Below are 11,667 nucleotides of genomic sequence, written 5' to 3'. Positions count from 1 at the left end.
CATTAACTTGCCCTCATCTTCCCGGCCTGTCGCCGGGTTTTTTATTTGCGATGTCCGGTCGTTGTTTCCTGGCATCCTTCCACTCTACACAAACAGCACCCCGTTCTTTCGGAGGTGATATGGCTAAACGTATGCAAGATAAAGAGAGCATTGCCGGTCTTTCCTGGATCGTCGTCCTTGTGCTCGCCTGTTGGGGCGGCCTTGTGCGTTACCTGATCGACGTTAAACAGAACAAAGCGACCTGGAGTTGGATCAATGCGCTGGCTCAGATAGCCGTTTCTGGCTTTACCGGCGTGATTGGTGGACTTGTCAGCGTAGAAAGTGGCCTGAGCCTTTATATGATTCTGGCGGCAGCTGGAGTTAGTGGCGCCATGGGTTCTGTTGCGCTGACTTATTTCTGGGAACGACTGACGGGGATGAAGAATGCAAACCAGTGATAAAGGCATTGCCCTGATCAAGCAATTCGAAGGCTGCAGGCTTACCGCGTACCAGGACAGCGTTGGCGTCTGGACGATCGGCTATGGCTGGACTCAGCCTGTCGACGGGAAACCGATCCGTGCCGGTATGACAATTAAGCAGGAAACGGCAGAGCGCCTGTTGAAGACCGGACTTGTCAGCTACGAAAGCGACGTGTCTCGCCTGGTTAAAGTTGGTCTGACTCAGGGGCAATTCGACGCCCTGGTGTCGTTCACGTATAACCTCGGCGCCCGGTCACTGTCGACATCGACCCTTCTGCGGAAACTCAACGCCGGTGATTACGCTGGCGCTGCCGATGAGTTCCTGCGCTGGAATAAAGCTGGTGGCAAGGTCCTGAATGGGCTGACCCGTCGTCGGGAGGCAGAGCGGGCTCTGTTCCTGTCATGATTGGCGCGCTGGTCAAACGTTACTGGTTGCAGCTGCTGGTGGTGGCGTTAATCGGCGTGCTGGCGTTCTTCGTTAACCACTACCGCGACAACGCTATCACCTACAAAGACCAGCGCGATAAAGCCACTGAGAAACTCAGCATGGCTAACGCCACCATTAAAGACATGCAGACCCGCCAGCGTGATGTGGCTGCACTGGATGCCAAATACACGAAGGAATTAGCAGATGCGAATGCTGAGAATAACAGGCTTCGTGCTGATGTTGTCGCTGGTAAGCGTCGGCTGCAAATCGCCGCCACCTGCTCCAAAGACGAAACCACCGGATCCTCCGGCCTGGTTGATGGCTCAAGCCCTCGACTTACAGCAGATGCTGAACTCAATTATTGGCGTCTCAGAGACGGGATCGCCGCCGTCACAAAGCAACTGACCGGCCTGCAGGAATACGTTCGGACTCAGTGCCTGAAATAATACGGAGGTGAGCATGTATTCGTATGGCGAAAGACCGCCTACGCATTCCACACTGCAATGCCGGGGTCATGCATCCGTTACCACATGAATAACCAAGCCTCGCAATAGCGGGGCTTTTTATGCCCGAATTTCACCGCGCACCGCAGCGCATTCAAACCACGTCGAACCATACCCTTTGAAATGAGCCTTTGAGGAAGTCAGTTAGTGCTGGCGAGCCTCGACGGGCTGATTTCCTATGCGGCAAAGGTTCATCTCAAAGAAAGGTACACGCTATGAATAATCCGTCAGTTATTCCGGCCTTCGACTTCCGTGAAATGGTGCAAGCCAACAACGGAGAGGTCGTTACCACATCCAGAAAAGTTGCCACGTACTTCGGCAAGCGTCACGGCGATGTGCTCAGGAAAATCGAGCAGGTTAAAGCCGATTGCTCGAATGAGTTTAGCCAACGCAATTTTGCGTCGGCTGATTATATCGATGAGCAGGGTAAGGTTCGCCCGATGTACAACCTGACGAAAGATGGCTGGATCATGGTTGTGATGGGGTTCACCGGGAAAGCTGCTGCAGCTATCAAAGAAAGCTACATTTCAGCGTTCAACTGGATGTCTGAGCAACTTAACCGTCGCCTTGCCATGGGTGAAGAAATGCAGCACCGCTACGCCATCAAAGAAACGCGCTCAAAGCTGAAAGGCACGATCGGAAGCCGTTTGATGAACGAGCGGAAGAAAGAGAAGCGCGTCCTGGAGCTCGAACATGAGCACATCATGCAGGTAACGCAGCCGGAATTACTTATTGGCTGATCTCGGCATTACAGGAGCCCTTCACTGAGGGGCTTCGATAATGATCTGTGTAACCCCGCAAGGATGGTGAAACGAACAGTCAGGCTTCGCTCAGGCGAGGCCTTTTTTATGCGCGCAATCTAGGCTGATCCCCGAAAAGACGCTGCGCCTGCGTCCTGGTTGCGCACTCCAAAGGCGATAGCGAGGCGGCTATGTTCACTGTGGAATATCTGAAATCGATTAAATCAAGAGAGCCTATATTGTCCAGAATTATGAAAAAGGTTGAGATTCGACCTGAAACAGGGTGCTGGATATTCAAAGGCTCGAAAGATAGATGCGGTTATGGATGCATTAAAATTGGCAAGCACCAGCTCGGGGCGCATAAGGTTGCTTATTTGATGCTTGTTGGGGATTACGACCAAAAGAACCTTGAGTTGATGCATCGTTGTGACAACCCGTCTTGTGTTAACCCGTCTCATTTATCACCGGGAACACATAAAGAGAACATGGATGACTGCCTCAGGAAAGGGAGGCACACATCGCAGAGGGGTGTTTTTATTGAACCTCTTTACGGTCGTCAGGCTGAGTATGCAAGTTCAAAGCTAATAATGACGTGTTCGCCAAGAAAAATGGCGACTACGAATAAAGAAAAAACATATGCAGGTAGTTTTTGCAAAGTGCATACCGACAACAATTTAAGGGTTACCTCTAACGGCGCTTGTTGCTTTTGCCAGGCACAATATCAAAAAAGCAAGAGAACCAACTGCGATACCAAATCAATGAAGTGCATTTTCTAAAGAGATTTATCACATCTTGCTGACGGGTAAGCCGTAAGTGGCTAAGCACTTCTGAGAAGCAGGGCAACAGCTGCGACAAGGCAAAGAGGTAATCATGTCCGACATCTACCAAATCACGCTAACCACCCAAACAGGCGAAACCTTCACGGGCAAGATGTCACGACGTCAGCCTGAGCTGGTTAATGGCTTTGTGCCGCTGGCGACCGAGACGGGCCAGTGGCTTTACTTCGCTCCTGCCGATGTAAAGCGCGTGGAGTTCACGCCAGTTCCTACCGAGGAAGAAACCAATGGCGATGTGCAGACTGTCAGCTGAAATCAAAAGCAGGTGGTGGGTTCCTGTCTACCTCAGGACGCTGACAGTGTTCTGCCTGATGATGCGTTGCGAGCCTGATTACCAAAAGGTGAAAAACTTCCTCGTCAAGCATGGCATTAGCCGGAAGCTGAAGTATGAGCCTGTAAAGAGATAACGGAGTAACGAATGACCAAACCAGATTGGGAGGCCATTGAATCGGCTTACCGGGCTGGTTCATTGTCAGTAAGGGCAATCGGGGAAAAGCATGGCGTTAACCACGCCACCATCCTGAAAAGAGCGAACAAAGAAGGATGGCAGCGAGACCTGACAGAAAAGGTCAGGGCGGCAACGAAAGCCAAGGTAACCAAGTCGGTAACCAAAGACGGTAACCAGCCACCAGTGGTTACTGATGAGCAGATTATTGACCAGGCCTCCGATGAGGCGGCTGCTGTAGTCATGGCTCATCGGGAAAGTCTGGCGGCATGGCGCGGCATCACAAATAAGCTCCGCGACTTCCTCGAAGACGCACATATCACGGAAGAGAATCATGCCTCAATGTCTCGCTCGATCACTGCCGGTGTCGATGCTCAAATCAAAGTGATAAACGCTGAGCGCAAGGCGTATAACCTCGACACCGAGGAAGGCAATAAGACGGTTGATGACCTGTCTAACCTGATGGATTCACTGTCTCAGGGGGCGTAATGAAACCTGAGCACCTCAAGCTGCTGGCTGACAAAGACTGGCGGTTGAACAATCTCTACTGGATCACCGACAAAGAGGGAAAGCCAACGCGGTTCAGGATGACACCTGAGCAGCGGGAATACTTCGAGGGGATCCACACCCGCAACATCATCCTGAAAGCACGTCAGCTCGGTTTCACCACAGAGGTGTGCATCATCCAGCTGGACGCAGCCCTGTTCGAGTCGGCCAAGTGCGCGCTGATTGCCCACACGCTGAATGACGCAAAGCGCCTGTTCCGCGAAAAGGTGAAGTACGCATACGACAAGCTGCCAAAGGAAATCAGGGCGGCTAACCCGGCGAGCAACGACTCTTCCGGTGAGCTCGTCTTTAAGAAGGGCGGATCGCTCTACGTCAGCACGTCATTTCGTGGCGGTACGCTGCGTTACCTGCACGTTTCCGAGTTCGGCAAGATATGCGCCAAGTATCCGGACAAAGCCCGTGAAATCGTCACTGGTGCGTTTGAGGCGGTATCGACTGGATGCTTCGCTACTATCGAGAGCACGGCAGAGGGCCGGGCGGGTTACTTCTTCGATTACTGCCAGACGGCAGAGAAAGCGCTGCTGCAGGGTAAAACGCTATCCGCGCTGGACTGGAAGTTTTTCTTCTTCTCCTGGTGGAAGAACCCGCAGTACGCAATCGACCCGGTGGAATCACTGCCGGTACGCCTGCTTGAGTACTTCGCTGAAATGGAGTCGAAGCACGGCGTAGTCGTCAACGAACGCCAGAAAGCCTGGTATTACGCCAAAGAGAAAACGCTCGGCGATGACATGAAGCGCGAATACCCGACCATTCCGGCCGAGGCGTTCCAGCAGTCTGTCGAGGGTGCGTACTACGCCAAACAATTCCGCTGGCTTTACACCAACAAGCGGATCGGCCAAATCCCGGATAACTCACACCTGCCGGTGCACACGTTCTGGGATATCGGCGTTGGCGACTCCACGGCGATCTGGTTCGTTCGCGAGGTTGGCGAAGAGTTCCACATCATCGACTACTACGAAAATTCCGGCGAGGGGCTGAGGCACTACATGAAGGTGCTGAAAGACCGCGGCTATGAGTACGGCGAGCACTGGGGGCCGCACGACATCGAAAACCGCGAGTTCGCTGCTGATGCGAAGTCACGCAAAGAGCTGGCGCGCGAAGGTTACGAGATTGACGGTCAGATGTACTCACTGAATTTCAAAGTGGTGCCGAAAGCTGGCATCGATACTGGCATTGAGTCGGCGCGTGAAATCCTTCCGAAATGCGTATTCGATGAGGATAAATGCTCGGAAGGTATCTCTCACCTTGAGGGCTACCGGAAGGAATGGGACGACAAGCGCGGCTGCTGGAAAGACAAACCTCTCCATGACGCCACCTCGCACGGTGCTGACAGCTTCCGTTACTTCGCAGTGACGAAGAACAACCGTAAGCAGGTCGGCACAGTATTCTTCTAAGGAGTATCGCCAGTGAGCGAACAAGATAACGGCCTGCAGATGGCTGTGAACAACCTCGCCACTGAAATGCGGCGAGCGAATTACCTGAATGCCATCGGTATCGGTGGCGGGAACACGAAGCGACCGACGCTTTACCAGGAATTTGGCTACCCGCGCACGATCACCTTCAACGACTTCTACAACATGTACCGCCGCAACGCCGCTGGCTTCGCTGTGGTGCATCGTTTGCTGGATGGTTGCTGGCAGGATTACCCAATCATTGTGGACGGTGATGAAGCTCAGGAGGCGGAGAAAACAAACGCCTGGGAAAAGAAAGTCGCCAAGTTCATGAAGAAGCTGTGGCCCAAGGTGAAGGATGCCGATCGCCGCAATATGGTAGGGCGCTACTCAGCGCTTCTGCTGCAGGTGAAAGACAATAAGTCATGGAACGAGCCAGTAGACATCAAGCTGGTGAAATCCCTGGGCGAGTCAGCTCTGGTAAAACTTATCCCGGTATGGGAGCCGCAGTTAACTGTCGCCGAATGGGATAACGACCGTCAGTCAGAAACGTTCGGCCAGCCGAAGATGTTCAACTTCAACGAGCAGCCGGTTGGTGATGAGCCTTTTGTCGGTCCTATGCGCGGAGAGCCGGTACACCCGAGCCGCGTTATCCTGTTCTGCGAAGGTTCTGAAGACGACAACGTTCTGTCCGGCATCCCGCTGCTGGAGGCTGGTTTCAACAAAGGCCTCGATATCGAGAAGATTTCCGGCGGTGGCGCTGAGGGCTTCCTGAAGAACGCCAGCCGTCAGATCGCCGTAGAGTTCAGCAAAGAAACCGACATGAACACGCTGGCAGACCAGGCTAAGAAGGCTGGCTATGCCGATCTCGGCGAAGCGATGGGCGACAAGGTCAACAAGCTTAACCGTGGCACAGATGCTGCCGCCGTGATGCAGGCCGGGCAGATGCACGTTCTGAGTGTTACGCCAGGCGACCCGGGCCCGACATGGGAAGTCACTGCTAACGAACTGGCAGCCTCAGTGCAGATACCTTTCACCATCCTGTTCGGTCAGCAGACCGGGCGGCTGGCGAGCGATGAGGATAAAACGGACTGGGCTATACGCCGTAATACTCGGCGCAATGGCTTCCTTACGGATCGAATCACCGCGCTGCTGGAACGCTTCTGGACGCTTGGGATTATCGACCCGCCGACCAAAGGAGAGGTCACCATCTCGTGGAGCGACCTGCTTGCGCCTGGCGAGAAAGAGAAGATCGAGAACGCTTCAAAACTTGCCGACATCGTACAGAAAACGACGCCTTACTATGGTGGCGACGCGCCGTTTACCGCAAATGAGCTGCGCGAAGTTGTTGGGCTTGACCCGCTGCCGGAGCCAAAAGAACCACCAAAACCGGATGAGAAGGTGACTACCGATGATCCACTGGCCGATGACACCAGAACAGACGGCAAAGGTGGGGCTGCCGATAGTTCCGCGCAGCAAGGTTGACCCGACCCGATCGGCAAAGCAGGTAACCGCGATGTACCGGGATATCGAGGAGCGGTATCTCGGCATCAAGCGTGCGCTTAAAGCTCTGTTCGACCAGCGCCTTATCGGGCGAGAACGCGAGGTAAACAGCCATAACTGGCACTTCCTCTGCCACGACCACGGCGAGGATATGCGGCTCTACCAGGTAAACGCTGGCAAGTTCATCTACGACATGTCGGCGCAGGAGCGGGCTGACCTACTGGAAGCGGTGCAGGCTATTCTCGACGATCACCTTCTGGACGGTGGCGAGCAAAATCTCTGGGCGATGGATTACGTCGTCGCAGAGGCGCAGCGCGGCACACTTGAGGCCTTCAACAACCTATCACAGCAGTCGCAGGTGTACGCCAGCCAGACGACGCTGCAGCAGCTTTTAAGCAGCCCCGGTCACCTTAATCAGGTGGCAGCGGCCAGGCTGACAACGTTCAGTGACTGGAAGGTCATCAGCGATACAGCCCGCGGCGACCTGACCAACATCATCACCGATGCAGTAGCACGAGGTGTTAACCCGCGTGAGACGGCCAGCGTCATCAGCAAGCGTCTCGATGTGTCGATGTCCAAGGCCAAGACCATCGCTCAGACTGAGCAGGTCGGCGCGCTGCGGCAGGCGCAATGGAACGAAACGGACTGGGCGGCTGACCGGCTGGGGCTGAATACCGGCTTGCTGTGGTTGTCAGCGCTCAAGCCGACGACGCGCACCTGGCACGCCAGCCGTCACGGGAAGGTCTATACCACCGAAGAGGTGCGGGACTTCTACGCAGAGAACGGCAATCGGTACAACTGCTATTGCAGCCAGATCCCAGTCCTGCTCAACGACGACGGCAGCATTTTCAACGAAGGGCTGGCTGATAAGCTGGCGAAAGAGCGTCAGCAGTGGACGAAAGCGGGATCTGCGTAATGTATAATCATCAGTGGCTAGGGTAGCTCCCGAAAAGCGGCATCGTCACCGCCTGCCACTGATATTCTGACGAGCAACTAAGGCGAGGTTGTGATGCGAATTGTTGACAGGAAGACCTTCCTATCCATGCCGCCAAACACGGTATATAGCATCAGTCATTGGACTGACAAGACATTCAGTACGTCAATTACGGACCTGTTAATCAAAGGGGATACCGTAGCTAAAGCTGATTATTATGAGCAAGTCATTCCGGACTTTGACTACGAAAATACGGATGACAAACTTGAGGCCATAGAGAAAGCAGTAAAAGAAGGTGCATCCTTAAAAACTGACTTCCGCGTCGAGTCGAGAAATTCCATGTTTGATGAATCTCAAATGTATGCCATTTGGGAGAAGGAAGATATCGAGGGTCTTATTGAGAGGCTTAAAGAGTGCTTGTGAAAAATTTGGATGAAAAGGTCGCTACGGCGGCCTTTTTTATTGCCTGAAATCCACCAATGAGGACGCTATGTGGCAATTATCCTATGACCTTAATTTCCCAATCCGTGGCTGGGTTTATTCAAAGCCGTTAGAAATACGATGGGACAATGGAAGCGTTGAGAATGTCCGCTTATGCCATTTCTTCCCTGTCAGGCCAACTAAGAAGCAACTCCGCCAGGCGCGTAAAAACAAACTCCATTAACGAGGATCCAGCATGAAACGCAACCGCGTTAACGTGCTGACCGTCGTCAACTCCGCTTCAAACATCACCACTGAAACCATCGACGGCAAGCCACATATCGTGGTTCGCGGCATCACGCCTGTCGTGGACGATATTGTGATGAACCGGAAGTTGTACCCGGCAGCAGAAATCGAAAAGGCCTACAACACGCTTGAACGTAACCCGATGCCGCTGGGCCACCCGAAAGTGGATGGCAAGCATGTTTCGGCGCGCGATGTACGGGCGGTGAATGAGTACCACGTCGGGGCCTGGCTACAGAACGTCAGCCACAAAGACGGGAAGGTGACGGGCGACATGTACGTTAACCGCCAGTACGCCGAGTCAAGCGAGAAGGGCAAGCGCCTGATTAACCGCCTGGATGAGATGCTGGCCGGTACCAACTCCGACCCGATCCACATCTCAACCGGTCTGCTGTATTCCGGCATCGCCGCCAATGGCGAGTCGAAGGGCAAGAAGTACAACGAGATCGCCACCAACATGATGTTTGACCATGTTGCGGTGCTGCTCGATGAGCCTGGCGCCGGTACGCCGGAAGAGGGCGTGGGCATCTTCGTTAACTCAGAAGGTGATGAGCAGCAGATCGAAGTTGCCCGCCTGGCTGACGGAATCGACTGCACCCGCGACGGCCTGCTCAACAAGACCAAATTTTTCTTCACCAATGCCTCCAACTTCTCTTTCGACGACATTTCCCGCGCTATCAGCGACAAGCTGCGTGAGGGTGACACCGAAGATAAGTGGCTTTGGCCTGAAACGGTGTGGCCGGACAGCTTCATCTACCGCAATGACACCAAATACCTGAAGCAGAAATACCTCATCGATGATGACGGCAAGGCCGTGTTCGTCGGCGAACCTGTAGAAGTCGTGCGCAAACCCACTGAGTACGAGATTAAAACCAACGGAGAGAACGATCCGATGAAAGAACTGATTATCAATGCGCTGCAAGCCGCTGGTAAGCCGACTGAAGGCAAGTCCGACGCCGAGCTGATGGACGCATACAACCAGATGAAGGCCGAAGAAGCCACCGCCAAGAAAAAAGGCGATGAAGAAATCGACCCTGAAACCGGCAAGCCCAAGAAAAAAGAGCAGGCCACCAATAACGAAGAGATGCCAGCGTGGGCGCAGAAACTTGCCGATCGCGTGGACGTCGTTTTCAACAGCCTGAACGCGAACGCCGACAAAGAGAAAGGCGAAAAGCGCGCGGCAGTGAAGCTGGCGATGAACATGAGCGATGAAGAAGTCGCGGATCTGGACGGTAAGGCGCTCGACGCCATGTACGCCAAGTGCCAGACATCTTTCGGCCTGAACGGTGCATTCCGCAACCAGGCTACCAACACCCAATCAGTCAGCGAAATGCCGGAGTAAAAAATGGCTAAAGACGGAAAACACGTAATTCACGCGGGCGGTATCTTCGCAAACCCACAGCTTCACCGTGAAGGTGCTGCAGCCGCTGATACCCCTCCCGGGACGATTGGTTTCTTCGACAATACCACGAAGAAATTCACCGCCTCCGTGGATGGTAATGAAGCCGCGATCCTCTACGTAGCCAACTATGACTACCTGCGTTGCAAAACCGTAGACGACGTCATCAAGGCTGGCGACTGGGTTGTTGCTTTTCACCCAACCCCAGGCGTTTTCTTCAACGTTCCAGCTGCAGCAGGCACTTACACAAAGGGGCAGCCGCTCTCTGTGGCCAACGGTCGAGTTAAAGCTGTCGGCACTGATGAGTCTGTCCGCTGCTTCGTAGAAGAAGACCGTCCATATACCATTGCAACGGCAGGTGACCTCCTGCGCGTGGTCATTAAATAAGGAGCACCTGAATGTTTGTATTCTCCACTAAACAGGCCACCGAAACCGGGAACCTCGAGGTTAACTCCTCTCAATTCAAAAAACTCTCCGCCGCGCGCAATGCCAGTGCTCAGGCTGCGGCAGACTTTATTGCGCGAACTAAATGGCGTGGCGATGCAGAAGATACACCAGAGCTGAATGCGGTAAACGCAGTCGACGATATCCGCCGTCTGTACAAAGCCTACGACCAGACCGTGCTGAAGCAATTCGAGCCGAACACCGAATTCACGCTGCTGAACGACCTGATGCCGCTGTCTCGCTCTGTTCGCCTGGAAGAATCTGTGTATGAGTACGCTCGTACCGGCGGCCGTGGCTGGGCGCACACTTCCATGTCAGGTCAGATTGGCGCTGCGCTGGATGCGAAGTCCTACACCTTCGATGGCACCATGGTGCCGATCCACGACAGCGGCTTTAAGTTCAACTGGCGTGACCCGGTATTTAACAAAGGATCTGCTCTCTCATCCCTGGCGGATGCTCAGGCCGGATCTGTTGATGATGTGCGTCGACAGTATGTGGACTACATCTGGGAAGGCTTCCGTGATGCAGCCGGTAACTACATCAAATTCGATGACAAGACCTGGAAGGGTTTACGTCACGATGAGCGCGTGGCCCAGGTGACACTGACCGTTAACTTCGCAACCAGCACCGACCCGAAAGCCATGCGTGCCGCGGCGATCGCCCTGCGTGACGTCCTCAAGCTGCAAAACATGCAGTACGGACAGCAGACGTGGTACGTCTCCAGCGAAATCATGTCCAACTGGGAACAGTATTTCGATGTGAACTCGCTCCGCACTGTGCTGGAAGAGATCTCCAAACTGTCAGGCATCGCGGCAATCAAAGAAGATGCTGAGCTGACCGGAAACGAAATCGTAATCGTGCCGCTGCAGGCTGGCGTGATTGCTCCTATCGTCGGCCAGGCGTTCGGCACCGTCGCCGATCCGCGTCTGCACTACAACTCAGATTACGTTTGGCGTACCTGGGGAGCTGCTGGCCTGATGGTCAAGCAGGACATCAACGGCCACTACTCTGTTATTCACGCTTCGAGCTAAGGAAACAACATGGCACTCGTAAAGGTATTGGTAGCAAACCTCTTTGCCGGTGCCAGCCTTCAAAAGCTGGAGGCTGGACAGGTTTATGATGTTGATGACTTGATCGCTGAAAAGTGGATTGAGCAGGGCAAGGTAGAGAAATCCACCGAGAAGAAGGGTGAAAAGCTCGTCTTTGAAGTGGCGACACCTTCTGCGCCTGTGGCATCCGGTGCATCCGATTTGCAGTCAAAACTCAATGATGCCCTTGAGCAGCTGAAGCAGGCGCA

Annotated in this window: 15 protein-coding genes and 1 pseudogene; all 16 read left to right on the top strand. The window is 53.9% G+C overall.

Features of this window, described 5'->3' with window-relative positions:
• The first annotated feature begins 131 nt into the window (after positions 1-131).
• Positions 132-437, top strand: coding sequence for a phage holin family protein (locus tag C5687_RS22320; protein WP_123277553.1), 306 nt, complete (start codon positions 132-134; stop codon positions 435-437).
• A complete protein-coding gene (locus C5687_RS22315; protein ID WP_104557989.1) occupies positions 424-864 on the top strand; it encodes a lysozyme in 441 nt (146 codons plus the stop codon). The genes C5687_RS22320 and C5687_RS22315 overlap by 14 nt, the downstream gene beginning before the upstream one ends.
• On the top strand, positions 861-1,331 hold the full coding sequence (locus C5687_RS22310) for a lysis protein (protein ID WP_104557986.1): 471 nt from the start codon (positions 861-863) through the stop codon (positions 1,329-1,331). Before C5687_RS22315 ends, C5687_RS22310 begins: the two co-directional genes overlap by 4 nt.
• Positions 1,332-1,603: 272 nt before the next feature.
• A complete protein-coding gene (locus tag C5687_RS22305) occupies positions 1,604-2,128 on the top strand; it encodes a Rha family transcriptional regulator (protein ID WP_104557984.1) in 525 nt (174 codons plus the stop codon).
• 191 nt (positions 2,129-2,319) lie between these two features.
• Positions 2,320-2,904 carry an HNH endonuclease gene (locus C5687_RS25415; RefSeq protein WP_104557982.1) on the top strand — a complete coding sequence of 195 codons (585 nt, stop codon included), beginning with the start codon at positions 2,320-2,322 and terminating at the stop codon, positions 2,902-2,904.
• Between the two features lie 94 nt (positions 2,905-2,998).
• On the top strand, positions 2,999-3,217 hold the full coding sequence (locus C5687_RS22295) for a hypothetical protein (RefSeq protein WP_013095974.1): 219 nt from the start codon (positions 2,999-3,001) through the stop codon (positions 3,215-3,217).
• Between the two features lie 165 nt (positions 3,218-3,382).
• A complete protein-coding gene (locus C5687_RS22285) occupies positions 3,383-3,898 on the top strand; it encodes a hypothetical protein (RefSeq protein ID WP_104557978.1) in 516 nt (171 codons plus the stop codon).
• Entirely contained in the window at positions 3,898-5,370 is a 1,473-nt protein-coding gene (locus C5687_RS22280) for a terminase (RefSeq protein ID WP_104557976.1), read from the top strand. Before C5687_RS22285 ends, C5687_RS22280 begins: the two co-directional genes overlap by 1 nt.
• Before the next feature lie 12 nt (positions 5,371-5,382).
• Positions 5,383-6,852: a DUF1073 domain-containing protein gene (locus tag C5687_RS22275; protein WP_104557974.1), complete on the top strand. Its 1,470-nt coding sequence runs from the start codon at positions 5,383-5,385 to the stop codon at positions 6,850-6,852.
• Positions 6,779-7,786 carry a phage minor head protein gene (locus tag C5687_RS22270; RefSeq protein ID WP_104557972.1) on the top strand — a complete coding sequence of 336 codons (1,008 nt, stop codon included), beginning with the start codon at positions 6,779-6,781 and terminating at the stop codon, positions 7,784-7,786. Before C5687_RS22275 ends, C5687_RS22270 begins: the two co-directional genes overlap by 74 nt.
• 93 nt (positions 7,787-7,879) lie before the next feature.
• Positions 7,880-8,227 (top strand): hypothetical protein, encoded by a 348-nt coding sequence (locus C5687_RS22265; protein WP_104557971.1) that lies wholly within the window; start codon positions 7,880-7,882, stop codon positions 8,225-8,227.
• A gap of 67 nt (positions 8,228-8,294) precedes the next feature.
• A complete protein-coding gene (locus C5687_RS25410; protein ID WP_420796119.1) occupies positions 8,295-8,468 on the top strand; it encodes a DUF7279 family protein in 174 nt (57 codons plus the stop codon).
• A gap of 12 nt (positions 8,469-8,480) precedes the next feature.
• Complete coding sequence (locus C5687_RS22260; protein WP_104557969.1) at positions 8,481-9,869, top strand: DUF2213 domain-containing protein; 1,389 nt, start codon at positions 8,481-8,483, stop codon at positions 9,867-9,869.
• A gap of 3 nt (positions 9,870-9,872) precedes the next feature.
• Positions 9,873-10,313 (top strand): hypothetical protein, encoded by a 441-nt coding sequence (locus C5687_RS22255; RefSeq protein ID WP_104557967.1) that lies wholly within the window; start codon positions 9,873-9,875, stop codon positions 10,311-10,313.
• A gap of 11 nt (positions 10,314-10,324) precedes the next feature.
• The gene (locus tag C5687_RS22250; RefSeq protein WP_063424513.1) at positions 10,325-11,401 is read left to right on the top strand and encodes a major capsid protein; all 1,077 of its coding nucleotides are present in this window, start codon (positions 10,325-10,327) and stop codon (positions 11,399-11,401) included.
• Positions 11,402-11,410: 9 nt separating this feature from the next.
• Positions 11,411-11,667 (top strand): annotated as a pseudogene (locus C5687_RS22245) (hypothetical protein); the annotation flags it as partial.

The organism is Enterobacter sichuanensis, assembly GCF_002939185.1.
In the GTDB taxonomy this organism is placed as follows: domain Bacteria; phylum Pseudomonadota; class Gammaproteobacteria; order Enterobacterales; family Enterobacteriaceae; genus Enterobacter; species Enterobacter sichuanensis.
The sequence above is the reverse complement of the archived record's forward strand: the minus strand, read 5'-3'. Positions and strand labels throughout refer to the sequence as shown.

Coding starts and splice junctions, on each gene's coding strand:
- C5687_RS22320 (WP_123277553.1), top strand. CDS start 132: ATGCAAGATAAAGAGAGCATTGCCGGTCTTTCCTGGATCGTCGTCCTT.
- C5687_RS22315 (WP_104557989.1), top strand. CDS start 424: ATGCAAACCAGTGATAAAGGCATTGCCCTGATCAAGCAATTCGAAGGC.
- C5687_RS22310 (WP_104557986.1), top strand. CDS start 861: ATGATTGGCGCGCTGGTCAAACGTTACTGGTTGCAGCTGCTGGTGGTG.
- C5687_RS22305 (WP_104557984.1), top strand. CDS start 1,604: ATGAATAATCCGTCAGTTATTCCGGCCTTCGACTTCCGTGAAATGGTG.
- C5687_RS25415 (WP_104557982.1), top strand. CDS start 2,320: ATGTTCACTGTGGAATATCTGAAATCGATTAAATCAAGAGAGCCTATA.
- C5687_RS22295 (WP_013095974.1), top strand. CDS start 2,999: ATGTCCGACATCTACCAAATCACGCTAACCACCCAAACAGGCGAAACC.
- C5687_RS22285 (WP_104557978.1), top strand. CDS start 3,383: ATGACCAAACCAGATTGGGAGGCCATTGAATCGGCTTACCGGGCTGGT.
- C5687_RS22280 (WP_104557976.1), top strand. CDS start 3,898: ATGAAACCTGAGCACCTCAAGCTGCTGGCTGACAAAGACTGGCGGTTG.
- C5687_RS22270 (WP_104557972.1), top strand. CDS start 6,779: ATGATCCACTGGCCGATGACACCAGAACAGACGGCAAAGGTGGGGCTG.
- C5687_RS22265 (WP_104557971.1), top strand. CDS start 7,880: ATGCGAATTGTTGACAGGAAGACCTTCCTATCCATGCCGCCAAACACG.
- C5687_RS25410 (WP_420796119.1), top strand. CDS start 8,295: ATGTGGCAATTATCCTATGACCTTAATTTCCCAATCCGTGGCTGGGTT.
- C5687_RS22260 (WP_104557969.1), top strand. CDS start 8,481: ATGAAACGCAACCGCGTTAACGTGCTGACCGTCGTCAACTCCGCTTCA.
- C5687_RS22255 (WP_104557967.1), top strand. CDS start 9,873: ATGGCTAAAGACGGAAAACACGTAATTCACGCGGGCGGTATCTTCGCA.
- C5687_RS22250 (WP_063424513.1), top strand. CDS start 10,325: ATGTTTGTATTCTCCACTAAACAGGCCACCGAAACCGGGAACCTCGAG.